The organism is Pseudomonas sp. (genome assembly GCF_036404235.1).
Taxonomy (GTDB): domain Bacteria; phylum Pseudomonadota; class Gammaproteobacteria; order Pseudomonadales; family Pseudomonadaceae; genus Aquipseudomonas.
Genome location: NZ_DASWOT010000119.1, coordinates 72,868 through 97,351 on the forward strand (window position 1 = coordinate 72,868; position 24,484 = coordinate 97,351).

Sequence of the window (24,484 nt, forward strand, 5' to 3'; positions counted from 1 at the left end):
CTTAGACCTCTTTTGGCTGGTTGGCGGCGGCGTACGCCATGCGGCCGCGTGGGCCATGAAAGTATTCGTGAGTCCAGGCGTCTTGGGTGGCGGCCACTTTGTCGATGCTATCGGCGACCAGCACCCGTTTTTCAGCCAGCACCGCCACTCGGTCGGTGATGGTGTACAGCGTGTCCAGATCGTGGGTCACCAGAAATACGCTCAAGCCAAGCGCGTCGCGCAGCGTCAGGATCAACTGGTCGAAAGCCGCTGCGCCAATCGGATCAAGGCCTGCGGTGGGTTCGTCGAGAAACAGGATGTCCGGGTCCAGGGCCAGCGCCCGGGCCAGCGCCGCGCGCTTGATCATGCCGCCAGAGAGCGCCGCCGGATATTTATACGCCGCCGACAACGGTAACCCTGACAGCGCCAGTTTGATCCCGGCCAGGTGCTCGGCTTCTTCGCGGCTCAAACCGGCGTGTTCAATCAGTGGTAGGGCGACGTTCTCAGCGATGGTCAGCGAAGAAAACAACGCTCCTTTCTGAAACAGTACGCCGAAACGTCGCTCAACCTGCGAACGGCCTTTCTCCGACAGGTTCTGAAGATCCTGACCCAAGACCCGGATGTTTCCTGCATCGGGGCGACGCAGCCCGACGATGCTGCGCAGCAACACTGATTTGCCGCTGCCGGAGCCGCCCACGACCGCGAGGATTTCACCCCGGTACAAATCGAGGTCCAGGTTCTCATGCACGATCTGGGGGCCAAATCGATTGCACAGGCCGCGCACCTCGATCACCGCTTCACTCGGTTGTACGCAACGTTTTGTCACCAGCCAAGCTCCATGAAAAACATCGCCGCCAATGCATCGAGGACGATGACAACGAAGATCGATTGAACCACGCTTGAGGTCGTGTGCGCCCCGACGGACTCAGCGCTGCCGCTGACCTTGAAGCCTTCCAGGCAACCGATGGCGGCAATGAAAAAGGCAAAGACCGGGGCTTTCGACATTCCTACCAGAAAATGCTGCACGCCGATGTTGGCCTGGATCAGCGATAGAAACATCGCGGGGGAGATGTCCAGCGACAACGCACAGACCACTCCACCGCCGACGATGCCGCAGATCATCGCCAGAAACGTCAGTATCGGAAGTGAGATCAACAGCGCCAGCACGCGCGGGACGACGAGTAATTCTGTAGGACTCAACCCCAGCGTCCTGATGGCGTCGACTTCCTCGTTGGCCTGCATGGAGCCGATCTGAGCGGTGAAGGCGCTGGCGGTGCGGCCAGCCATCAAAATAGCCGTGAGCAATACCCCAAACTCCCGCAAAAACGAGAAGGCCACCAAGTCGACGGTAAATATCGTGGCGCCAAAGGCTCGCAGTACTGTCGCACCGAGAAACGCGACCACGGCACCGACCAGAAAGGTCAGCAGCGCCACGATGGGCGCGGCGTCCAGCCCGATTTGCTCGACGTGGGCGATGATCGAGGTGGTGCGCCAGCGCTTTGGGCGCGCCATATTAAGAACGATGGTTTGCAGAATAAGGCCGAAGAAACCGAGCAACTGAAGGGTGTCTTGCCAGACTGCGTCTACCGCACGGCCGATGCGCTCAAGGAGCTGCATGCTGACGGTTATTTCTGGGTCTTTGAGCGGCTCGCAGTAGTCGCATAGCGCCGTTTGAATCGTTTGCATCAGCGCCCGGCTGGACTCCGGCAGGTTGGGCGACTGCACGGACAGCAGCCGCAGACGCTCCACCCCGAGCAATTCCACCAGCAGCGAGGCGCCCGCTGTGTCCAGCGCGCCAAGCTGGCTCAGATCGACCTGTGTGCTGGCGCTGAAGCCATCGCGCAGGGCGGCTGTTTGACGCCGCAAGCTGGGGTAATGGGCGAGCGTCCAGTCTCCGGTAATCCGCAGCTGCGTGGGATTGTTCGAAGTATCCAGTAGGGCGCTGCCCGAAAGTTCCGGTGCGCGGGTAGCCAGGGTGGACGACTGAGTCATGGCGACGAGCTTAGTTACTTTTGGCTGGATCGGATTGAGTTGGAGCAAGCCCTTCTTTATCAGGTACATCCTTGTGCGAATCGTCTGCATCATAGCTGTCCGCGCCTGGTTTCAAACCTGCAGGCGTGAATCTTTTGCGAGTGACGGCCGGCTGATCACTGTCGGTGACCTCAAATCGCAAGACGCCGATCATTTGTCCGTCGTCTGTCATCACCCTCACTTGCCATTTGCCAAGCACGTCCGGGGGGAAGTTCTGTTTATGGGTCCAGGCGCGATAACCTTCTTCACGGCCGCCATGGATGTCCAGCGCGATGCGGTCGACTTCCTTACCGTTGTGGCGCCACACGTGATAAATGCGCTCGTCCAGACCGCGTGGCGCGTTGATCGAGGTGTAGGCATACAGCCCGGCGCTGCGTAGCTGGTTGATGCCGATTTCCTTGATGCTGTCGCCCGGCGTACGGTTCTGGTTATCGAAAGTGGTGCTGACGGCGACCTCGGTGAGCCAGAGTGTTGCTGGCGGCACCCACGAACGCAGCAGCCAGCCAGCGCCGCCAATGACCAGTGTCATGACCACCAGACCTGCGCCACGCCGCCAGCTATTGATCGGGAAACTCGACGCCAGGCTGGGAAACGAGAGCAACATGGCGGTGATCAGCGCCAGCTTGTAGCTCTGGGCTGTGGTCAGGTGCAGGATAATCGGCAGTGCCGTCAGCAACGCGGCGAACAACGTCAGGGTGTGCAGCGCCATGAACAGCCAGCGCTTGGGAGCCAGCCACTTGTAGTACAGCGGGTCGGTAATCGAGATCAGCCCCGCGGCGGCCAGCAGCCCAGTGAAGACCAGTTGTCCGCTGTTCCAGGTGGTCGTGACAAAGAAGAATGGCAGGACGAAGAACAGGCTTTCCTGATGAATCATCTGCGTGCCATAGCGCAGCAGTGGTTTGGGGATTTCCCGTTTGAAGACTTTTGCGAACAGCGTCATGGCGCTGTTCTCGAACATCAGCCAAATCCAGCTCAGCAGCAGGATCACCGCGATCCATGTCGCCAGCTTGGCTTGTCGATCTACCAGAATGAAGCTACCGATCCCCGAGCAAAAGCCGAACAGCGCGATCACGCCTGGATAGCGCTTCATCAGCCCGATGATGCGCTGTATGGCTGAGTGATTTAGAACGGCATTCCAATCCGGCATTTCGGTGATTCGCTGTGCTGTAGGAAAAATCCGCCATAGGGTATCAATATTCAATGCGGCCTGAATTGTCGGAATGTTGCTTGCGAAGAAGTCGGTTCAGACTCGGCAACTCTTACTCTGGAATCGGCAAATTCAGGCTCTCCTTCACTTCTTCCATCACGATGTAGCTTTTGGACTCCCGCACATGGGGCAATTTGAGCAGGATGTCACCCAGCAGCTTACGGTAAGAGGCCATCTCGGAGATCCGTGCTTTCACCAGGTAGTCGAAATCCCCGGACACCAGGTGGCACTCCAGCACATGGGGCAATTTCAGTACCGCTCGGCGGAATTCCTCGAAAGTGTCGCCCGATTTGTAATCCAGGCTTATCTCAACGAATACCAACAGGCTAGCCTTGAGATTCTGCGGGTTAAGGCGCGCGTTGTAGCCCATGATGATGCCTTCGCGCTCCAGTCTGCGGACCCGTTCTGTACACGGTGTGGTGGACAAACCCACGCGTTCCCCCAACTCTGTGAAAGAGATTCTGCCGTCGCTCTGGAGGATGCGCAGGATGTTGCGATCAATCTTGTCCAGTTCGCGCTTGGACTGATGTTGCGTACGCATATAAAAACCCCGTCTGCGAAAGCCTTCGTTAACAAGAATTAAAGCTGAATATAGGCATTTATATAGTGAAAAGCACTGCTGATTGCTTTTTATACTGCCCACATCCTTGCTTAAAACTTCAAAACGTCAGCGGATATCCGCGATGAGGGAATCAACATGCGCGTTCTGGTCCTTGGAAGTGGCGTAATCGGTACCACCAGTGCTTATTATCTGGCGCGTGAAGGCTTTGAGGTGACGGTCGTCGATCGCCAGCCCGCCGCTGCCATGGAAACCAGTTTTGCCAACGCAGGCCAAGTGTCGCCGGGCTATGCGTCGCCATGGGCCGCGCCGGGCGTGCCGCTCAAGGCGATCAAATGGCTGCTGCAGCGGCACGCGCCGCTGGCGATCAAGGCGACGGCCGATATTGATCAATACCTGTGGATGGCGCAAATGCTGCGCAACTGCACTGCCAACCGCTATGCGGTCAATAAAGAGCGCATGGTGCGGCTGTCTGAATACAGCCGTGACTGCCTCGATGAACTGCGTGCAGAAACGGGTATTGCCTACGAAGGCCGCAGCCTGGGTACCACGCAGCTGTTTCGCACCCAGGAGCAACTGGATAACGCCGCCAAAGACATTGCTGTGCTCGAACAGGCCGGCGTGCCATACGAGGTGCTCGACCGCGAAGGCATCGCCCGCGTCGAGCCGGCCTTGGCCAGCGTCAGCAATATCCTCAGCGGCGCGCTGCGTTTGCCGAACGACCAGACCGGCGATTGTCAGCTTTTCACCACGCGCCTCGCACAAATGGCGACCGACCTGGGTGTCGAGTTCCGTTTTGACCAGTCCATCGAATCCATCGATTTTGCGGGTGATCGCATCAACGGCGTGTGGATCAACGGCAAACTCGAAACCGCTGACCGCTATGTGCTGGCCCTTGGCAGCTATTCGCCACAGTTGCTCAAGCCGCTGGGCATCAAAGCGCCGGTTTACCCGCTCAAAGGTTATTCACTGACCGTGCCGATCACCGATCCGGCCATGGCCCCGACCTCGACCATTCTCGACGAGACCTACAAGGTCGCGATTACCCGTTTCGACAACCGTATCCGTGTCGGCGGCATGGCCGAGATCGCGGGCTTTGATCTGTCGCTCAACCCGCGTCGCCGGGAAACGCTGGAGATGATCGTCAACGACCTTTATCCTCGGGGCGGTGACCTGACGCAGGCCAGTTTTTGGACCGGACTGCGCCCGACCACACCCGATGGCACGCCGATCATTGGTGCCACGCGGTATCGCAACCTGTTCCTCAATACCGGCCACGGTACGCTTGGCTGGACCATGGCCTGCGGTTCTGGCCGTTTGCTGGCCGACCTGCTCGCTCGCAAAAAGCCACAAATCAGCGCCGAAGGCCTCGATATTTCTCGTTATGGCAGTTCCAAGGAGATCGCAAAAAATGTCAATCCAGCGCCAGCTCACTAATGAGCGCATGAGCCAAATCGTCGCCCATAGCGGCACCGTTTACCTTGCCGGCCAAGTGGCTGACGACATGGCCGCAGGCATCGAGCAGCAAACTCGCGAGACGTTGAACAACATCGAGCGCCTGCTTGATCTGGCTGGTACCGACAAGAGCCGTATTCTGTCGGTGACGATTTACCTGAAGGACATCGACGCACATTTCGCAGGCATGAACAGTGTGTGGGACACGTGGTTGCCAAAAGGCACCGCTCCAGCCCGCGCCACTGTTGAAGCCAAGCTGTGCGAACCGGAAATCCTGGTTGAGCTGTTGGTTGTTGCTGCATTGCCGTAAACAATACAAAGCCTTGTTGGAGCCAAGCTCCAACAGGCTCCTCATTACTCTTGGATCAGAATCAGCCAGCCATGCGTCCAGCCCGCGCCCTCATCGATCTCCAGGCCTTGCGCCACAACTACCAACTCGCCCGTGAAACCACTGGCGCCAAAGCGCTCGCGGTGGTCAAGGCCGACGCTTATGGTCATGGCGCGGTGCGGGTAGCGCAGGCGCTGGAGGCCCAGGCGGACGGTTTCGCCGTGGCCTGCATCGAAGAGGCCCTGGAGTTACGTCAGGCCGGCATCAAGGCACCGATTCTGCTGCTGGAAGGTTTTTTCGAGGCCGATGAGTTGGCGTTGATCGTCGAGCACGACTTCTGGTGCGTGGTGCATTCGCTGTGGCAACTCGAAGCCATCGAGACAGCCAATGTCGGCAAGCCGCTGAACATCTGGCTCAAGCTGGATTCGGGCATGCACCGGGTTGGTTTTCATCCCGCTGATTATCAGCCTGCTTATCAACGTCTGTTGGCCAGCGGCAAAGTCGCGAAGATCGTGCTCATGAGCCACTTTGCCCGTGCTGACGAGCTGGACAGCTCGCGCAGCGATGAGCAACTGGCTGTATTTCAGGCGGCGAGTCAGGGGTTGGTGGCGCAGATCAGCCTGCGTAACTCGCCGGCCACGATGGCTTGGCCGAATATCCCAAGCGACTGGGTGCGTCCGGGCATCATGCTCTATGGCGCCACGCCGTTCGATCAACCGCAATCGGTGGCCGACCGCTTGCAGCCCGTCATGACGCTGGAGTCGAAAGTGATCTGCGTTCGCGAGCTGCCTGCTGGTGAGCCGGTGGGCTACGGCGGTGGGTTCGTGACAGATCGTACGATGCGCATTGGCGTGGTCGCGATGGGATATGCCGACGGTTATCCTCGTCAGGCGCCCACCGGCACGCCGGTGCTGATCGACGGCCAGCGCAGCCAGTTGCTGGGCCGGGTTTCGATGGACATGCTCTGCGTCGACCTCACCCATGTACCGCAGGCCGGGCTCGGTAGCCGCGTCGAATTGTGGGGCAAACACATATTGGCCAGCGACGTGGCGACCCGCGCTGGCACCATCCCCTACCAGATATTCTGCAACCTGCGTCGTGTCCCAAGGCTCTATTGCGAGGGCTGACGCGCAGGGTTGCACTTCAGTTGTCCTGCCCCTTGGCGACCTTGTTTGGCCGCTAGTCCCTTTGCTAATCGGGTAACGGGCTCAAGTGTTGTAAATACTGAACACTGTTGCCATCATGGCGACCACTTGACCCAACTTGATCATCAGGAGGACTGCCGCATTGGACGTCGGTGAACGACTGCAATCCATTCGTAAACTCAAAGGTCTGTCCCAACGTGAACTCGCCAAACGAGCGGGCGTGACCAACAGCACTATTTCCATGATTGAGAAGAACAGCGTCAGCCCCTCGATCAGCTCTCTGAGAAAAGTGCTTGGCGGCATACCGATGTCCATGGTGGAGTTCTTTTCTGAAGAACTGGAGCCCGAAAACCCCACGCAAGTGGTTTACAAAGCCAGCGAACTGATCGATATCTCCGATGGCGCGGTGACCATGAAACTGGTCGGCAAATCCCACCCAAGCCGAGCAATCGCCTTCTTGACCGAGGTGTACCCGCCTGGCGCCGACACCGGTGATGAAATGCTCGTTCACGAAGGCGAGGAGACCGGGATTCTGGTCGAGGGGCGCCTTGAACTCGTTGTCGGGCTTGATACCTATGTGCTTGAGGCTGGCGACAGCTACTATTTTGAGAGCACCCGACCGCATCGCTTTCGTAATCCGTTTGACGTTCCGGCGCGACTGATCAGCGCCGCTACGCCCGCGAACTTTTGACCGGCAAAACCGGTCGGCCTGAAACCGAAGGCCGATCAAGGACTCGTCTGAGACGCAGGTCGAAACGCTAATATCCTTGCTAATGTTAGGGATGTTTCAGACCGTCAGGCTACCCGCTATACTTTCGCCGCCTGCGTATACCGTGGCCGCAGGCGTGATATAGCCACCATGAGGGTGAGAGCGTGAACCACACTAATAAGATATGGGCTGTAGCGGGTTTCCTGGCGCTAGGGGTGTTGACTGCCCAGGCCGCGACCAACGATGAGATTGCCAAACGGCTTGAGCCCGTCGGGCAGGTCTGTGTCCAGGGCAAGGAGTGTCCGGGCATGGAAGTCACGGCATCGGTGGGTGGCGGCGCGGCCAAGACGCCTGATGAGGTCATCGCCAAACACTGTAACGCCTGCCACGGCACCGGGCTGTTGGGTGCGCCGAAAATCGGTGACAGCGCTGCCTGGAAAGATCGCGCCGATCACCAAGGCGGCCTCGACGGTATCCTCGCCAAAGCGATTACCGGTATCAACGCGATGCCACCCAAAGGCACCTGCGGTGACTGCTCGGATGACGAACTCAAGGGTGCGATCAAGAAAATGTCCGGGCTGTAACACGTCTCGAACATTGCCACACCAGACCGCTCCGGATGGGCCTTGCACAAGGCGAGCAGTCGTTTGCCCTGCGCTTATGGCTCTATCAAGCAAGGACGGATTGACTTGAATTTCAACAAAGCTTCGATGCTGATCGTTGTCCCTTTACTGATGTGGACTTGCGCAGTGAGCGCCACAATGCGTTGCGGTACATCGCTGATTGCCGAGGGGGATGGCATGGATGCTGTCCGCGAAAAATGTGGCGCACCTGACAGGCAAACCAGTGAAGGCCCAGCATTAAGAAGCAACGGGGTGCCAAGGTTGAATGCCGCGAAAATCAGTATCTGGGTTTACGGCCCTCATAACGGGGCATATCAATACCTGCGATTCATCGATGACAAGCTGACTTCGATGGAAACGAAGAGGGAGTAACACTGTAGGAGCGAACGTGTTCGCGAGGCGGTGTCTCAGGCGCACCGCGTTGCTCGCCTCGCCAACACGTTGGCTCATACAGGTTGAGCGCAGTTCATTTTGAGTTGCCGAAGGCTACATCGTGTTGTCAGGTCCATGCCTTGTAAGCGAGTAGCGCCGCCGCAATAAAACCGGCTACCGCAAACACCTGTTGCAGTCTCGGTCCTGCGATGTATTTGGCCGCCTGCAATCCACTGAGCAGTCCAATCACCGCGCCCGCTGCAAAGGGCACCGCCACTGGCCAATGCATTACGCCACTGACACTGGCCGTGATTACGCTGCCTGTGGAGACCAGGGCAATCACCGCCAGTGACGTGGCGACGATACTTTTCATGTCGAGGTCGGTGTAGCGGGTCAGCGCCGGAATGATCACAAAACCGCCGCCCACACCGAGCAGCCCGGACAGCAGCCCCGCCAGCACGCCGGTAATCGCCAGCGAGCGGGCGCAGGGCAGCGTCCAGCGCAATCGACCTACTTGCTGATTCAGCACGCACGGCAAAAAAGCTGCGCGTGGAGCGGGTTGCCCATGAAGTCGCTGATGAGCGGCTTTTCTATAGATGCGGAGGCAGGCGTATACCAATACCAGTGAAAACCCGAGCGCAAGCGGACGGTTAGGAAGTTGATGGGCAAGCCATAGACTTAACGGCGTTACGACGATACCCATACCGGCGATGAACCCGGCCGCGCGATAACGCACGATCCCTTTACGCAGGCCCAACAACGCGCCGACCCACGCCGCCAGCCCCACGGCCAGCAAGCCGACGGGCGCGGCTTCAACCATCGACAGGCCCAATCCGAACACCAACAAGGGCACAGCGAGAATCCCACCGCCAGCACCGGTCAACGCCAGGATCGCACCCACGATGATGCCAAGGCCTGCGCCTAGCAGGTCGTGTTCATTCATTGTCGAGTGGCTTACAGCGCATTGATCGGAATCTTCAGATAACGAATGCCGTTGTCTTCGGGCTCGGGCAGATGGCCGCCGCGCATGTTGATCTGCACTGACGGCAGGATCAGTACTGGCATGTCCAGCGTGGCGTCGCGCTTCTCGCGCATCTCGACGAAAGCATCCTCGTCGATCCCTTCATGAATATGAATGTTATTGGCGCGTTGCTCGGCAACGGTGGTCATGTACATCAACTCGCGGCCATTGGGCAGGTAGTCGTGGCACATGAACAAGCGCGTTTGAGGTGGCAGGCTAAGAATTTTGCCGATCGAGCGAAACAGCGTACGTGCGCTAGCGCCGGGGAAATCACAGCGGGCGGTGCCGTAATCGGGCATGAACAACGTATCGCCGACGAAGGCGATGGTTTCGTCATCCACGCTGATCAGGTAAGTCATGCATGCGGGGGTATGTCCTGGCGTATGCATGGCCGTGGCTTGCAGCGAGCCGATCTGAAAATGTGCATCGTCTTCCAGTAACTGATCGAACTGACTGCCGTCGCGGGCGAAGTCACCCTGGGCGTTGAACAACGTGCCGAAGACCTTTTGTACGCGGGTGATTTGATTGCCGATGGCAACCGTGCCGCCCACATGCTCCTTCAGGTAGGCCGCAGCAGAAACGTGATCGGCGTGAACATGGGTTTCCAGAATCCATTCCACCGCGACACCTAGCTCACGGGTCCTGGCGATCAGTCGGTCGGCGGACACTGTGCTCGTGTGGCCAGACTTGGGATCGTAGTCCAACACACTGTCGATGAGCGCGGCTTTGAGCGTCGAGCGGTCGACGACCAGGTAGCTGAGGGTCGATGTCTGTTCGTCGAAGAAGGCTTCCACGCGCAACTTTTCACCAATGATCATTGCTGCTCTCCGCAAGTGATTGATTGCCGTCCGGATACAGAAAATCCTTTTATTGAGTGGGTTATGTTGTGTTCGATGAGAGGCGCTTGCCTTGCATCACTCGACGAAAGTGACCACGCCACCGGCCAGCGACTTGACCCGCGCCAGCGACTCGACGCGATAGCCTTGTGCATCGAGCTCCGCACGGCCTCCCTGGAATGATTTCTCGATCACGATACCGAGCCCGGCGACGCTGGCGCCGGCTTGTTTGATGATAGAGATTAGCGCCTGCGAGGCCTTACCGTTGGCCAGAAAGTCATCGATGATCAGCACGCGATCACTGCTGGTCAGGTGACGTGGCGAGATGGCCACGGTGTTTTCGACCCGTTTGGTAAACGAGTAGACCGTCGCTGAGAGCAGGTTTTCGGTCAGGGTCAGCGACTCGTGTTTGCGCGCGAAAATGACCGGTACACCCAGTTTCAGGCCGGTCATCACCGCAGGGGCGATGCCTGAGGCTTCAATGGTGACGATCTTGGTGACGCCGGAGTCTGCGAACAGCGCGGCGAATTCGTCGCCGATCTGCTGCATCAGCACCGGGTCGATTTGGTGATTGAGAAACGCGTCGACCTTCAATACCTGATCGGAAAGGACGATGCCTTCCTCGCGAATTTTCTTGTGCAGTGCTTCCACGTCGGTTCCTCGGGGCGCTAACAGCGCGAAATAAATAACAGCTTAGCGTTTGAGCATGGCGCGAATATCCGCCAATGCCGTATTGCCGCGAACGGCTTTCACTTCTGTTGGTGTGTCGTCGTTGCCTTCCCAGGCCAAATCGTCCGGGGGCAGCTCATCAAGGAAGCGGCTCGGCGAGCAGTCGATGATCTCGCCATACTGCTTACGCTTGGCGGCGAAGGTAAAGGCCAGCGTCTGCCGTGCGCGGGTGATGCCCACGTAGGCCAGGCGCCGTTCTTCCTCAATCGTATCGGCCTCAATACTGGAGCGATGCGGGAGGATTTCCTCTTCCATGCCCATGATGAACACGTAAGGGAACTCCAAACCCTTGGACGCATGCAGGGTCATCATTTGCACGCCTTCGGCGCCGTCTTCCTCTTCCTGCTGACGTTCGAGCATGTCGCGCAGGACCAGCTTGCCGATGGCTTCTTCGATGGTCATGCCACCTTCTTCGTCTTTCTCCAGGGTGTTTTTCAACGCTTCGATCAAGAACCAGACGTTGCCCATGCGGTAGTCGGCAGCTTTGTCGCTGGAGCTGTTCTGACGAATCCAGTTCTCGTAGTCGATGTCCATGACCATGCTGCGCAGGGCGGCAATCGGGTCGTTCTGCGCGCATTGCTGGCGCACGCCGTCCATCCACTGCTTGAAGCGCTTCAGGCGGTCGGTAAAGCGGCCATCCAGATGCTCGCCCAGGCCGATTTCATCGGTGGCGGCATACATCGAGACCTTGCGCCCGGTGGCGTAGTTGCCGAGTTTTTCCAGCGTGGTCGAACCGATTTCCCGGCGCGGTACGTTGATCACGCGCAAAAAGGCGTTGTCGTCATCCGGGTTCACCAGCAGGCGGAAATAGGCCATCAGGTCTTTCACTTCCTGGCGCCCGAAGAAGCTGTTACCGCCCGACAGACGATAGGGGATCTGGTGGTGTTGCAGTTTCAGCTCGATCAACTTGGCCTGATAGTTCCCACGATAGAGAATCGCGAAGTCGCTGTAGGGTCGGTCAGTGCGCAAATGCAGGCTGAGGATCTCGACCGCCACGCGCTCGGCTTCGGCGTCTTCGTTGCGGCAGCGGATCACGCGGATTTCGTCGCCGTGGCCCATCTCGCTCCACAGCTGTTTTTCAAACGCGTGGGGGTTGTTGGCGATCAATACGTTGGCGCAACGCAAGATGCGGCTGGTGGAGCGGTAGTTCTGCTCGAGCATTACCACTTTCAGTGAAGGGTAGTCGTCCTTGAGCAGCATCAGGTTTTCTGGCCGCGCACCGCGCCAGGCGTAAATCGACTGGTCGTCGTCGCCCACCACAGTGAATTGGCAGCGGGTGCCGATCAGCAGTTTCACCAGCAGATACTGGCTGGCGTTGGTGTCCTGGTATTCGTCCACCAGCAGGTAACGAACCTTGTTCTGCCACTTTTCGAGAATGTCGGCGTGCTCCTGAAAGAGCTTCACCGGCAGCAGAATGAGGTCGTCGAAATCTACAGCGTTGTAGGCCTTGAGCGTGCGTTGGTAGTGGGTATAGACGATGGCAGCGGTTTGTTCCTTGGGGTTACGCGAATTGGCCAGCGCTTCGTCAGGCAGGATCAGGTCGTTTTTCCAGGCGCCGATCATGTTCTTGATCTCGTCGACGCCGTCGTCGCCCGCGTACTCCTTTTGCATGATGTCGGTCATCAGGGCCTTGACGTCCGTCTCGTCGAAAATCGAGAAACCGGGTTTGTAACCCAACCGCGTGTGTTCCTTGCGGATGATGTTCAGGCCCAGATTGTGGAAGGTCGAAACGGTCAGGCCGCGCCCTTCGCCGCCGCGCAGCAGCGTGCCGACCCGTTCCTTCATCTCCCGCGCCGCTTTGTTGGTAAAGGTCATGGCGACGATGTATTGCGCACGAATGCCGCAGTTCTGCACCAGATGGGCGATCTTGCGCGTAATCACGCTGGTCTTGCCGGAACCCGCGCCAGCGAGCACCAAAAGAGGGCCGCCGACGTAGTTCACGGCTTCTTGTTGCCGGGGATTGAGTCGGGACATGACGAAAAGGGGGTCGTTTGCGAAATGGGCGGGCATTTTAACAGGGTCGACGATTTGTGCAGCGACCGTCTGACATGTGATGCCTCACGCTATCTATATTTCGCGGTTTTGTTACATTTGCGCATCATGCGGTGATATCCCGTGTTTGACGGCCTTCGTTTTAGGGGCGCCAACGCCTTTGTATGTGTGGGGAGCTAGCTTGTCTACGCCTGTCGAACCCTTGCGGTTGCTGCTTCTGGCCGATACGCCAGAATGGTCAGCGCTGTTACGCGAGTGCCTGGCTCCGTTAGGAGAGAGCATTGTTCTTGTCTGCGCATCGGGCTGGGACGCGGTTGGCTTCTCCTTGGATATCCCACACAACACCGTCTTGTTTGCCACACCTAACCTGCAGCCTGGGGCCGGGCAATGTACGTTGCCGGTGGTGTTGTTGTTGGACGCTGAGCCAGAGGTCGAGCCAATAGGTGTCGCCGACTGGCTGGTGCGTGACTTTCTCGACACTCAGAGCCTGCGCCGTTGTCTGCGCCATGTCCGCGAGCGCGGCGTGCTGGAAAACACCTTGCAGCGCCTTGCCGAACAGGATCCATTGACTGGCATTGCCAATCGCCAAGGGTTTCAAACGCTGCTGGCGGCGCGTCTGGCCGAGTCCGATGGTCGCGGTTTGGCATTGGGTCATCTGGATCTGGATAACTTCCGTCGCGCCAACGATGCGTTAGGACACCAAGCTGGTGATCGCCTGATTCTGCAGGTTGTTGCGCGCATGAAGGGCCAGTTGGAGGCGGGCGACCAATTGGCCCGTTTAGGCAGCGATGAGTTTGCCCTGTTGATCGACACTCGACGCGCCCCGGAACGGGCCGAATGGATGGCCGAGCGGATCACCGAGGCGTTGTCGGAGCCCTACTGGATCGATGGCGAAAGCCTGCTGATTGGCTGCAGCTTGGGGATCGCCCATGCACGCGCGCAAAATGGCGCCGACCCGCTGATGTGGCACGCGCACATTGCCATGCAGCAGGCCAAAGGCACTCAGGGCTGTACTTTTCACGTCTTCAACGAGCGCATCAATCGTAACGCGCGCAGCCTGGCGGATCTGGAAAGCGAGCTGCGCCGCGCTCTGCGTCGCGATGAACTAGAACTGCATTACCAGCCGCGCTTGTGCCTGAGCAGTGGCAACATCCTCGGTCTGGAAGCATTGGTGCGATGGCGTCATGCCGAGCGAGGCCTGTTGCCACCCAGCGAATTTGTACCGCTGGCCGAGCAAAGTGGCTTGATCGTACCGTTGGGTTACTGGGTAATCTCCCGAGCCCTGCGCGATATGCAAACCCTGCATGAGCAAGGGATTGCACCGCTGCACATGGCGATCAATCTGTCATTTCGCCAGTTCCAGGACAATAAGCTCCTCACCACCCTCAGCCGCTTGATCGCTGATCGCGGTATCGATGCGCAATGGCTGGAGTTCGAGCTGACTGAGACAGCGGTGATGCGTCGCAGTGATCTGGTGAAGCAGACCATGGATGCGCTAGGCCGTTTGGGCGTGCGTTTTTCACTGGACGACTTTGGCACTGGCTTCTCATCGTTCGTGCATCTCAACAGCTTGCCAATTACGCTGCTCAAGATTGACAAAAGTTTTGTCGGCGAAATGGAGCAGCGCGAGGAAAACCGCAAACTGGTTCACGCAATGATCAACCTGGCGCATAACCTCAGCCTGGAAGTCGTGGCCGAGGGTGTCGAAACGCCGGAGCAATTGGCGCTACTGCGCAGTTTCAAGTGCGATCAGGTGCAGGGTTACCTGATCAGCCACCCGCTGGCGCTGCCCGAATTGATCGGTTATTTGCTGTACGGGCAGGGCAAAGGGCAGTCTACGCAGATCGTGTAGGCGCCAATTCATTCGCGAAGCGGCGTACCCGATACTCAGCGTAAACTCCCTCGCCAACAAGTTGGCTCTTACAAATTCTGCGCCCCACTCTCACCCCATCACTGCCACACCCGATGCCTGTTTGCGCAGCAACTGCCGCGCTTTGTGTTCGAACGCGTAGGTCAGTGCAATCGCCGAACACAAGAGCCCCAACGCCAGGCCCCACCAGACGCCGACAGCGCCTTGATGGGCGAGGAAGCCAAATCCCCATGCGGCGGGCGCCCCGATCATCCAATAGCTCGCAAACCCAATCAGGAACGTGGTCTTGGCATCTTTGAAGCCTCGAATTGCGCCCATGGCGATGGTTTGTGTGCCATCGAGCAGTTCAAACCAGGCGGCGATGGCCAACAGCTTGACCGCTAGATCCACCACGTCCTGGTACTTGGGGTTATGTACATCCAAAAACAGGCCAATCACTGCATGCGGCGCGAACCAAAATAAAAACGCGAACGCCAGCATCACCAGACCGCCGAACGCGATGCCCATACGCCCGGCCGTGCGCGCCAATAACAGGTTGCCTGCACCGTAATGCAGACCGATGCGCATGGTCACGGCATAGGAAATGCCGACCGGAATCATGAACGCCATCGATACCGATTGCAGGGAGATCTGGTGCGCGGCCATCTGCGTACTGCCCATCGCGCCCATGCAGAACGCGGCGAAGGTGAACAACCCCACCTCAACTGCATACGTACCGCCAATCGGCAGACCAAGACGCCACAGCTCTTTCAGGCAGGTCCGCGAAATGTTCATTAAACCGACGTGGATCGGGTACGCCGCATACGCCCGGTGATAACGAATGTGCAGCGCCAGGATGATCGCCATGCCGTTGGTGACGATGGCAGTCACCAGGCCAATCCCCATCAAGCCCCAATGCGGCAGGCCAAACAGACCATGGATGAACGCGTAATTCAGGCCAAAGTTAGCCGCTGCGCCGCCCAGGCTGATGGCCATCACCGGACCTGCTCGCCCCAATGCACTGGTGAAGCCGCGCAGGGCCATGAAGGTCAACAGGCCGGGCAGGGCAAGGGGAAGCGTGATCAGGAACTGGCTGGCCATGTGGACGTTGGCTTCATCCTGACCGAACTTGAGCAAGATGGGCTCAAGATTCCAGAGCATCAACGCAGCGATCAGCGCCATGCCCAAGGCTAGCCAAAGCCCGGCTTGAGCGAGGCGGGTTACGCCAGCGGCGTCGTTGGCGCCGTGGCGAATCGCGACCAGTGTTCCGACCGCGGCCATCACACCCACGCAGAAAAACGAAATGATGTTATAGCTGGCCGCGCCCAAACCACCACCGGCCAGGGCTTCCGGGCCGAGTTGGCCCATCATTACGGTGTCGGTGAAGACCATCAACATGTGTGCCATCTGGGATGCAATCAGCGGTCCTGCCAGGCGCAGGATGATCCAGAGTTCTTTGAAGGCGTGCTGTTGCATGGTCTTGGCGCTCGGCTTTGCAGACATCTATAAGCCCGCCATTCTGGTGGTTTAGGCGCATTGGCACAAAGGTATAAATGCGATCCAGCTCATGAGTAAAACTCATGCCTGATTTCGGCTACAGTGACTTCTGTAATCGTCGTGATGTAAATAGGAAAATTCCCAATGTCTCGTAGTCTCCCTCCGCTGTATGCGTTGCGTGCATTTGAAGCGGCCGCTCGGCATAGTTCGTTCACGCGCGCGGGAGAAGAGTTATCGATCACTCAGAGCGCAGTCAGCCGACACATCCGCACGCTGGAAGAGCACTTTGCCTGTCGTTTGTTTCAGCGCAACGGCCGCAAGCTGCAACTGACCGAGGCGGCGAGAGAACTGCTGCCGGGCGTTCGTGAAGGGTTCAGCGCGTTGGAGCGGGCCTGCAGCGCATTGATGGCCGAAGAGGGGATCCTGCGCATGAAAGCGCCCTCGACGCTGACCATGCGCTGGCTGCTGGCGCGGCTCAGCCGCTTTCGTCATCTTCAGGTGGGCAACGAAGTACAGCTCACCAGCGCCTGGATGGACATCGACAATGTCGACTTCACGCAGGAGCCGTTTGATTGCGCGGTTCTGCTCAGTCGCGGGCACTTCCCACCGGATTGGGAGGCGACGTACCTGTTTCCCGAGCTGCTGATTCCGGTTGGCGCGCCGACGCTGCTTGAGGACCGTCCCTGGGATGTCGAGCGGCTGGCCAGCGCCGAGCTGCTGCATCCGACACCAGACCGCCGCGATTGGCGCCGTTGGCTGGAGCGCATGGGGCTGGCGGATCAGGTTTCGCTCAAGGGCGGACAAGTGTTCGACACCCTTGAGCTGGGCATGATCGCGGCGGCACGTGGCTATGGGGTGTCCATGGGCGATTTGCTGATGGTGGCTGAAGACGTGGTGCAGGGGCGCTTGAGCCTGCCGTGGCGCACTGCTGTGGTCAGCGGCGAAAACTATTATTTGGTCTGGCCCAAAACGCGTCCGGGTGGAGAGCGGCTGCGCAGGCTCAGCGACTTCCTGCAAGGCGAAGTGAACGCCATGGAGCTCCCGGATGTGATTATCCTGCAATAACCTGCATCCCTCGGTTTACTTGACGTTGATCATTCTCCGTGTGTAAGGCTCAAGTATTTTTTATGTCAGCCGAATCCCCGATAGCAAAGCTATTTATTCAAAGCGGTTCACGAAAAATCCTTCATTAAAATCAGTCCGAACGGTCCGCGATCAGGGTGATCGCGCTCTTAGGACAGGGAGTCTCCATGCCTCAATCCCGTGCCCGTATTGCTTCTCAGTTGGGGATCTCCCTGGCGGTGATTCTCGCAGTGGTGATCAGCGCCAGTACGCTGTTCGCCTTGCGCTCACTGGATAACGCGAACCTTGTCATCCGTGAAGAACATATGAGCAGTGAGGCGAGGTTGTTGGCGGATCAACTCAACACCTTCCACAGCACATTGCGCGACAGCACCCAGCGTTTGAGCGGGCTGTTCGAAAAGCGCTTCAGCAACGGGCTGACACTGCAGGCCGATCAGTCGATCAAGGTCGCGGCTCTGCAAACGCCTGCGCTGTTGCTCAACGGCAATGCGCTGAACAACGACTTCACCGAAGTCGATGACTTCCACAAACTGACGGCGGGCGTGGCAACGGTTTTCGTGCGCAACGGCGAAGACTTCGTTCGTATCAGCACCTCGCTGACCAAGCAGGATGGTTCGCGAGCGGTTGGCACATTGCTCGACCACAAACACCCTGCCTACGAGCGTTTGCTGGCGGGGCAGGAATACGTCGGACGCGCGCTGCTGTTCGATCGTTCGTACATGACCCAATACACCCCGGTGCGTGACCAGAGTGGCAAGGTCATCGCCGTATTGTTTGTAGGATTTGATTACACCGACGCCCAGAAAGCGCAGTTCGATAACCTGAAAAGCTTTCGTATCGGCGCGACCGGCTCGCTTGCGCTGCTCGATGAGCAAAGCCATTGGCTGGTCCCGCCAGCCGGGGTGAAGGATCTGGATCAGGCGAGCAAAACCTTGGCCGACTTCGTCAAGGAACCGGGTAAAGGCCGGTTTTGGCGCGATGGTAACGATGACGTTTACACGGTCGCTGCGCCGTTTTCCGGTGGCCCCTGGTCGATTCTGGCGAGCATGCCCAAAGATGAAATCAGCGCTGTTACTTGGAGTGTCGGCACCCAACTGGGCATTGGCAGCTTGCTGGCGATGTTGATCGCCGTGGGCGCTGCGATCTGGCTGCTGCGCAGCAAGCTTCAGCCATTGGCCGATCTGGTGAATCAGGCCGAGGCGTTGGGCGCGGGCGATCTGAGTGTGCGGTTGAACGTGACCCGGCACGACGAAATCGGTCAGTTGGCGGGCAGTTTCAACAAGATGGGCGAAGCACTCTCGACCATGGTTTCGCATATCCGCACCGCTGCGCAGGAAGTCAGCGGACGCGCGCAGGCGTTGTCCGGATTGTCCAGTGGTGCCTATGAAGGCATGGAGCAGCAATCGGGTGAGATCACCAGCATGGCAGGCGCCGTGGAAGAGTTCAGCGCCACAGCCCTGAACATTGCCGACAACATGGGCCACACCGAGCGTCTGGCGCAGGGCAACGCGCAGCAAACGCGCATCGGTCGTGCCTCGATGCAGGAAGCGTCGGCCTCGCTGGAGCAGATTGCGTCCTCTCTGAACGGCACTGCTACGGTGATTGACACCCTCGGCCAGCGCTCTCAGGAAATTGGCGGCATCGTCAGTGTTATTACCTCAATTGCTGACCAAACCAATCTGCTGGCGCTCAACGCGGCGATCGAAGCTGCCCGTGCTGGCGAGCAGGGGCGCGGTTTTGCGGTAGTGGCTGATGAAGTGCGCAATCTGGCTCGACGCACTCGTCAGGCAACCGACGAAATCAGCGGCATGATCACCAGCATCCAACAAGAAACCGGCAATGCCATCAGCACTATGGAGCAGGGCAACACGCTGATGGAGGAAGGCTTGTCACGCAACGCCAAAGTCGCCGCTGCGTTGGCGCAAATAGATGAACAAAGCCGTTCGGCTGGCGAGCAGTTCGCCGCCATCACCACCGCCACCCAAGAACAAAGCCATACCGCGACCCTGCTCAGCAGCAACCTGCAAAGCATCGCCCTGGCCAACAGCGAGCAACGCGAAGTGGTGTCGAACCTGGCGGTGACCGCGCAAGAGCTGAATTCGCTGGCAGCCGATTTGCGCAGGGCTGTTGACCTGTTTCGTTGATAGGAGGGTGAGCCCCACACTTGCTCGCGATGAAAACCGCTTCGCAGGCCAGCGTTAGGCGACCTGGGGCGGATATTCGGCCATGAATTGCCCGATGACGTCGGCAAAGTCATGGTCTGCGGTGAACCCCAGCGACTTGGCATACGTGGCGCAGAACGATCCTGGCCACGAGCCGACGATGCGCTCGATGGCTGGATTGCGCTCCAAGCGAATTCGTCCAGCCACTTCATCACCCGCCGTGCGACGCAGCGCATCGATCATCTGTTCCACGGTAATCGACAGCCCCGGCATATTGATCACTCGGCCTTGTTTCAAGCGCTCCGCGGGCAATTCGTGACCCTTTATCAGGTTGCTGATCGCCTGCGCGGGTGACATCAGCCATAGGCGTGTTTCAACGGGTACCGGGCAGACACTTGGCTCGCCGTTGAGCGGCTCGCGAATGATGCCGCTGGCAAAGCTGGACGCCGCCATGTTTGGTTTACCGGGACGGACGACAATGGTCGGCATGCGCAGGCTGCGGCCATCGACGAATCCGCGTCGGCTGTAGTCTGCCAGCAACAAGTCATTCATGGCTTTTTGGGTGCCATAGGAACTCTGTGGCGCCCAGACCTGCTGGTCCTCCACTTGCTCTGGCAATTGGCCGCCAAACACTGCGACGGAACTGGTCATCACCCATTTCGGGCAACTGCCGATTATGCGGATGCGCTCCAGCATGTTTTGCGTCGCCGTGAAATTGATGCGCATGCCCAGTTCGAAATCCTGTTCCGCCTGGCTGGAAACCACGGCGGCCAGGTGGAAGATGCTGTCGGTTTGGGCGTCGATCAGGTTGTTGAGCACTTCGGGGTCAGCGATGTCACCACAGACCACCTCAACCCGCGGATCGTCGATTCCACTGAGCGGCACCCTGTCGAACGCGACGATTCGGGTGATGGGCTGCGCGTTGCCCGCACGATTGGACAAGGAGCCGCGCTGCAGAAGCGCTTCGATCAGGCGAAGGCCAAGAAATCCGGCTGCACCGGTCACGAGAATTTTCATGGGTTACTCCAACTACTCAACGATTGACGAGTTTTCCGGGGATTCTGAAGATCAGCAGCGCCCCCAGAAACAGGGCGCTGGCCATCACGTACATACCGATGGTGGTGCTGTGGGTCAGGTCTTTGAGAAAACCCATCAGATACGGCGAAACGAAGCCTGCCAGGTTGCCCCAGGAATTGATCAGTGCGATACCGGCAGCGGCAGCCGTGCCACCGAGGAAGGCGGTCGGCAGGCTCCAGAACAACGGCAGTGTGCTCAAGGCACCCATGGCGCCCAGCGTCAGGCCGATCATGGAAATGGTGAAGTTGTCGCTCCAGGTGGCCGAAATGATCAGGCCGATACCCCCTACTACGGCGGTCAGCGCCAAATGCCAGCGGCGTTCGCGAAGCCGGTCGGCATTGCGTGACACCAGCAGCATGGTGGCGGCCGCTGCGGCATAAGGAATGGCCGTGAGTAGGCCAATCTGCAAGACGTCGGTGACACCCGCCTGCTGAACCAGCGTCGGCAGCCAGAAGCCGACCGTGTAGAAGCCTGCGATCATGCAGAAATAAATAGCCGTCAGCAGCCAGATTCGTGGTTGGCCGAACACCTGCTTCACGCTATGAACCTGATGGCCATCGGTTTCGGCGTCAATGCGCGCTTGCAACAAGGTTTTCTCTTGATGACTCAACCAGCCAGCCTGGGAGATTCGGTCGCTGAGGCAGAAAATCACCAAAATGCCGATCGCAATCGAGGGCAAGCCCTCAAGGAAGAACAGCCACTGCCAGCCCGTGTAGCCGTGGGCTCCGGAGAACGCTGCCATGATCCAGCCGGACAGCGGCGCCCCAACCAGACCTGATAGCGGCACTGCGGTGGCGAACAGCGCGTACATCTTGCCGCGACGGTTGGTCGGGAACCAATAAGAGAGGTAAAGGATGACGCCTGGATAGAAACCCGCTTCGGCGAGCCCGAGCAGAAAACGCATGATGTAGAACGACATGGGTGTGGTGACAAAAGCCATGCAGGAGGAAATCACGCCCCAACTGATCATGATTCGCGCAATCCATAGGCGCGCACCGACCCGGTGAAGGATCAGATTGCTGGGAATTTCCACCAAAAAATAGGCGATGAAAAAAATGCCTGCGCCCAGCCCGTAGACCGCTTCGGAAAAATGAAGATCACCAGACATCTGCAGTTTCGCGAAGCCGACGTTCACCCGATCCAGATAGGCAACCAGATAACACAGCAATAGCAGCGGCAAGATGCGCCAGGCCACTTTTCGATACGCCGCGTCCTCGGAGTGATCTATTGGCGTACTGAGGGTGTCTTGAGTCAATGATTCACTCATGTCTTTCCCATCCTTATTTTTATATTTGAGGGGTTTTGTTGTTGTCAGACTGCGTGCAGATGAGTTGATAACATAATACGTAATACGAATTCAAGACTGTCGTTGGAGGGGACGATAGGCTCGAAATGCAGTAACGTTCCCTGATTTGAGCCACGAGATTTCCATGCCCAGTTCTGATCGCTCCCCCCTTCCAGCCGCTTCGGCAACGCTGAAGGACTCCGCCAAGGGCACTCTGGCCGATCAAGTCACCGCAGCACTTAAAGCGCATATAGCCAGTGGCGACGTCCTTCCTGGCGCGCGCTTTCCCACTGAACCGGTGCTTTGCGAACGCTATGGCGTGAGTCGCACAGTGATCCGCGAGGCTATTTCGCGGCTTAAATCCGCAGGGTTGGTGGAGGTGCGCCAGGGCAGCGGAACGGTGGTTTGCGAAGGCGCGCATATCAAGGCATTCACCATCGACTTCGATGTCTGCGGCTCCATCGAAGCGGTATTGCGCGTCACCGAGTTGCGCCGCGGCATTGAGGGCGAGGCCGCCGCACTCGCTGCGCAGCGACACAGCCCCCAACAGCTGGAGGCCATTGAACAGGCACTGAAGGCTATCGATCTGGCTGAGCAGGCGGGGCACGATGGAGTAGAGGAAGACTTGGCGTTTCACCTCTCGATCTCTCACGCAACGGGTAATCCGCTCTATCCCTCGATTCATGAGTTCATCGCGCAGTTCGTCAAAGAAGCGATCCGCATCACCCGCTCAAACGAAGAGCGACGCCGGGATCTGGCGAAAACCGTGCGCGTGGAACATTTCGCAGTCTACGCGGCGATTGCCTCGGGCGATCCGGTCGCCGCTCGCCAGGCTGCGCTGACGCATATCAATAATGCGGTTGAACGATTGAAGAGCGCAGATCCTGCGTTTTGGCGGGATTCGGCTTCGAGGAAAGGGTAGTTCTTCGTCGGCCGGACGGACGGTGCCGCAACGGCACGACATCATTCATCAATTTGTTGAAGGCCGATACTGCAATGCCTCGGCAATGTGGCAGCGGGCGATGCAGTCGACGCGCTCCAGATCGGCCAGCGTGCGGGCTACTTTCAGCAGGCGATGGGCGGCGCGCAGCGACAAGGTCAGGCGTTCACAAGCGGTTTCCAGCCAGGCTTCGTCTTCGGCCAGCAGTGCGCAGTGTTGGCGCAAGGCGGGCAGGTCGAGGAACGCATTGGCGCATCCCTGGCGTTTTTGCTGACGCTCGCGGGCCTCGGCCACCAGAATCGAGGCGCTGGCGCTGTCGTCCCCTTTTTGGGGCGTGGGTGTCAGCGAGGTGGCCTCACGGGCGACGGTCAGATGCAGGTCGATACGATCGAGTAGCGGCCCGGAGAGTTTGTTTCGATAGCGTTGGATCTGATCGGTCGAGCAACGACAGCGTCCGGTGGGCTCGCCCAGATAGCCGCATGGGCACGGGTTCATTGCGGCCACCAGTTGAAAACGTGCCGGGAACCTTACTCTGTCCCGAGCGCGGGAAATAACGATATGGCCGGACTCCAGCGGTTCGCGCAACACCTCCAGCACACGCCTGTCGAACTCGGGCAATTCGTCCAAAAACAGAACCCCGTGGTGCGCCAGCGTGATTTCTCCCGGCTGGGGACGACTGCCGCCACCGACCAACGCCGGGCCGGATGCCGAGTGATGGGGCTGACGAAACGGGCGTTGCGGCCAACTGGTCAGCGGTGCATGACTGGCAACCGATTGAATCGCAGCGACTTCCAGTGCCTCGTACTCATCGAGCGGCGGCAACAGCCCTGGCAAACGACTCGCCAGCAGGGTTTTGCCAGTGCCGGGAGGGCCACTGAAAAGCAGGTTATGTGCCCCCGCTGCAGCCACCAACAGTGCCCGTTTGGCGGCAGTCTGGCCCTGAACTTCATTGAGATCGGGATACGGTCGGGTTTGCAGGATAAGTCCGCTGGATTGGTAGGGCGCAATCGGCGATTGCCCGTTCAAGTGCGCCACCAGTTCGAGCAGATGATTGACGGCGATCACCCGCAAGCCCGAAGCCAGACAGGCCTCTTCGGCATTCACCGCCGGGACGATCAGCGTATGCCCCGCTTCCCGCGCAGCCAATGCGGCGGGCAACACGCCCTGCACCGGGCGAATCGCCCCCGACAGCGCAAGTTCGCCCAGGCATTCCACCGCTTGCAGCTCCAGCGTGGGGACTTGCGCGCTCGCGGCCAATAGGCCGAGTGCGATTGCCAGATCGAATCGCCCGCCATCCTTGGGCAGGTCGGCAGGCGCCAGATTGAGGGTGATGCGTCTCGCAGGAAACTCCAGCCCGCAGTTGAGAATCGCACTGCGCACGCGGTCTTTGCTCTCCTTCACCGCGCCTTCGGGTAAACCCACCAGCGTCAGCATTGGCAAGCCATTCGCAAGATGGCATTCAACGGTTACGGCAGGCGCTTCAACGCCGACCTGGGCACGACTATGGACGATGGCGAGGGACATAGCTCATTCCTTGATGACGACAAACCGCGTCCTGCGGTGTGGCAAAGGATAGTCAGCGCGGCGTGCGGTGCGGGGATGAAC

Annotated in this window: 22 protein-coding genes and 1 pseudogene; 11 read left to right on the forward strand and 12 right to left on the reverse strand. The window is 58.8% G+C overall.

What is annotated here, in order from left to right; all coding sequences use genetic code 11:
* Nucleotide 1 precedes the first annotated feature (1 nt).
* The 4 genes from VGC62_RS15140 to dadR form a co-directional block, all read right to left on the reverse strand.
* Complete coding sequence (locus tag VGC62_RS15140) at nt 2-805, reverse strand: ABC transporter ATP-binding protein (protein ID WP_331187894.1); 804 nt, start codon at nt 803-805, stop codon at nt 2-4.
* Nucleotides 802-1,971, reverse strand: coding sequence for an MlaE family lipid ABC transporter permease subunit (locus VGC62_RS15145; RefSeq protein WP_331187895.1), 1,170 nt, complete (start codon nt 1,969-1,971; stop codon nt 802-804). The genes VGC62_RS15140 and VGC62_RS15145 overlap by 4 nt, the downstream gene beginning before the upstream one ends.
* A gap of 10 nt (nt 1,972-1,981) precedes the next feature.
* Nucleotides 1,982-3,157 (reverse strand): DUF5924 family protein, encoded by a 1,176-nt coding sequence (locus VGC62_RS15150; RefSeq protein ID WP_331187896.1) that lies wholly within the window; start codon nt 3,155-3,157, stop codon nt 1,982-1,984.
* Between the two features lie 112 nt (nt 3,158-3,269).
* The gene (gene dadR, locus VGC62_RS15155) at nt 3,270-3,758 is read right to left on the reverse strand and encodes a transcriptional regulator DadR (RefSeq protein WP_074754679.1); all 489 of its coding nucleotides are present in this window, start codon (nt 3,756-3,758) and stop codon (nt 3,270-3,272) included.
* A 156-nt stretch (nt 3,759-3,914) separates the two neighbouring features.
* Here dadR and dadA point away from each other — a divergent pair, with 156 nt between their 5' ends.
* The 6 genes from dadA (at nt 3,915) to VGC62_RS15185 (ending at nt 8,408) form a co-directional block, all read left to right on the forward strand.
* Nucleotides 3,915-5,213, forward strand: coding sequence for a D-amino acid dehydrogenase (dadA, locus tag VGC62_RS15160; RefSeq protein WP_331187897.1), 1,299 nt, complete (start codon nt 3,915-3,917; stop codon nt 5,211-5,213).
* On the forward strand, nt 5,188-5,541 hold the full coding sequence (locus tag VGC62_RS15165) for a RidA family protein (RefSeq protein WP_331187898.1): 354 nt from the start codon (nt 5,188-5,190) through the stop codon (nt 5,539-5,541). The genes dadA and VGC62_RS15165 overlap by 26 nt, the downstream gene beginning before the upstream one ends.
* 71 nt (nt 5,542-5,612) lie before the next feature.
* A complete protein-coding gene (gene alr, locus VGC62_RS15170; protein WP_331187899.1) occupies nt 5,613-6,686 on the forward strand; it encodes an alanine racemase in 1,074 nt (357 codons plus the stop codon).
* A 160-nt stretch (nt 6,687-6,846) separates the two neighbouring features.
* Nucleotides 6,847-7,395: a cupin domain-containing protein gene (locus VGC62_RS15175; protein WP_120128148.1), complete on the forward strand. Its 549-nt coding sequence runs from the start codon at nt 6,847-6,849 to the stop codon at nt 7,393-7,395.
* A 182-nt stretch (nt 7,396-7,577) separates the two neighbouring features.
* A complete protein-coding gene (locus VGC62_RS15180) occupies nt 7,578-7,997 on the forward strand; it encodes a c-type cytochrome (RefSeq protein ID WP_331187900.1) in 420 nt (139 codons plus the stop codon).
* 105 nt (nt 7,998-8,102) lie between these two features.
* A complete protein-coding gene (locus VGC62_RS15185) occupies nt 8,103-8,408 on the forward strand; it encodes a DUF2845 domain-containing protein (RefSeq protein ID WP_331187901.1) in 306 nt (101 codons plus the stop codon).
* Nucleotides 8,409-8,535: 127 nt separating this feature from the next.
* On the opposite strand, the gene VGC62_RS15190 is transcribed toward VGC62_RS15185, so the two are convergent.
* The 4 genes from VGC62_RS15190 to rep all read right to left on the reverse strand — a co-directional run bounded on the left by VGC62_RS15190 (nt 8,536) and on the right by rep (nt 12,968).
* Nucleotides 8,536-9,351: a sulfite exporter TauE/SafE family protein gene (locus VGC62_RS15190; protein WP_331187902.1), complete on the reverse strand. Its 816-nt coding sequence runs from the start codon at nt 9,349-9,351 to the stop codon at nt 8,536-8,538.
* Nucleotides 9,352-9,362: 11 nt separating this feature from the next.
* Nucleotides 9,363-10,247 (reverse strand): MBL fold metallo-hydrolase, encoded by an 885-nt coding sequence (locus tag VGC62_RS15195; RefSeq protein WP_331187903.1) that lies wholly within the window; start codon nt 10,245-10,247, stop codon nt 9,363-9,365.
* Between the two features lie 96 nt (nt 10,248-10,343).
* Nucleotides 10,344-10,916 carry a xanthine phosphoribosyltransferase gene (locus VGC62_RS15200; protein ID WP_331187904.1) on the reverse strand — a complete coding sequence of 191 codons (573 nt, stop codon included), beginning with the start codon at nt 10,914-10,916 and terminating at the stop codon, nt 10,344-10,346.
* Nucleotides 10,917-10,958: 42 nt separating this feature from the next.
* Nucleotides 10,959-12,968, reverse strand: a complete 2,010-nt coding sequence (gene rep / locus VGC62_RS15205) for a DNA helicase Rep (RefSeq protein WP_331187905.1) — start codon at nt 12,966-12,968, stop codon at nt 10,959-10,961.
* 199 nt (nt 12,969-13,167) lie between these two features.
* On the opposite strand from rep, the gene VGC62_RS15210 reads away from it, so the two are divergent.
* Complete coding sequence (locus tag VGC62_RS15210; protein WP_331187906.1) at nt 13,168-14,838, forward strand: bifunctional diguanylate cyclase/phosphodiesterase; 1,671 nt, start codon at nt 13,168-13,170, stop codon at nt 14,836-14,838.
* A gap of 90 nt (nt 14,839-14,928) precedes the next feature.
* Here VGC62_RS15210 and VGC62_RS15215 read toward each other — a convergent pair whose 3' ends face one another.
* The gene (locus VGC62_RS15215; protein ID WP_331187962.1) at nt 14,929-16,311 is read right to left on the reverse strand and encodes a NorM family multidrug efflux MATE transporter; all 1,383 of its coding nucleotides are present in this window, start codon (nt 16,309-16,311) and stop codon (nt 14,929-14,931) included.
* A gap of 165 nt (nt 16,312-16,476) precedes the next feature.
* On the opposite strand from VGC62_RS15215, the gene VGC62_RS15220 reads away from it, so the two are divergent.
* The 3 genes and pseudogenes from VGC62_RS15220 (at nt 16,477) to VGC62_RS27745 (ending at nt 19,559) form a co-directional block, all read left to right on the forward strand.
* Nucleotides 16,477-17,397, forward strand: coding sequence for a LysR substrate-binding domain-containing protein (locus VGC62_RS15220; protein ID WP_331187907.1), 921 nt, complete (start codon nt 16,477-16,479; stop codon nt 17,395-17,397).
* A gap of 323 nt (nt 17,398-17,720) precedes the next feature.
* Nucleotides 17,721-18,704 (forward strand): annotated as a pseudogene (locus VGC62_RS27740) (Cache 3/Cache 2 fusion domain-containing protein); the annotation flags it as partial.
* A gap of 132 nt (nt 18,705-18,836) precedes the next feature.
* Entirely contained in the window at nt 18,837-19,559 is a 723-nt protein-coding gene (locus tag VGC62_RS27745; protein ID WP_414705807.1) for a methyl-accepting chemotaxis protein, read from the forward strand.
* Between the two features lie 54 nt (nt 19,560-19,613).
* On the opposite strand, the gene denD is transcribed toward VGC62_RS27745, so the two are convergent.
* Both denD and VGC62_RS15235 read right to left on the reverse strand, forming a co-directional pair.
* Nucleotides 19,614-20,594: a D-erythronate dehydrogenase gene (gene denD, locus VGC62_RS15230; protein WP_331187909.1), complete on the reverse strand. Its 981-nt coding sequence runs from the start codon at nt 20,592-20,594 to the stop codon at nt 19,614-19,616.
* A gap of 16 nt (nt 20,595-20,610) precedes the next feature.
* On the reverse strand, nt 20,611-21,921 hold the full coding sequence (locus tag VGC62_RS15235; RefSeq protein ID WP_331187910.1) for an MFS transporter: 1,311 nt from the start codon (nt 21,919-21,921) through the stop codon (nt 20,611-20,613).
* A 163-nt stretch (nt 21,922-22,084) separates the two neighbouring features.
* Here VGC62_RS15235 and VGC62_RS15240 point away from each other — a divergent pair, with 163 nt between their 5' ends.
* Nucleotides 22,085-22,861 (forward strand): FadR/GntR family transcriptional regulator, encoded by a 777-nt coding sequence (locus tag VGC62_RS15240; protein WP_331187911.1) that lies wholly within the window; start codon nt 22,085-22,087, stop codon nt 22,859-22,861.
* Between the two features lie 48 nt (nt 22,862-22,909).
* Here VGC62_RS15240 and VGC62_RS15245 read toward each other — a convergent pair whose 3' ends face one another.
* Entirely contained in the window at nt 22,910-24,403 is a 1,494-nt protein-coding gene (locus tag VGC62_RS15245; protein ID WP_331187912.1) for a YifB family Mg chelatase-like AAA ATPase, read from the reverse strand.
* Between the last annotated feature and the right edge of the window lie 81 nt (nt 24,404-24,484).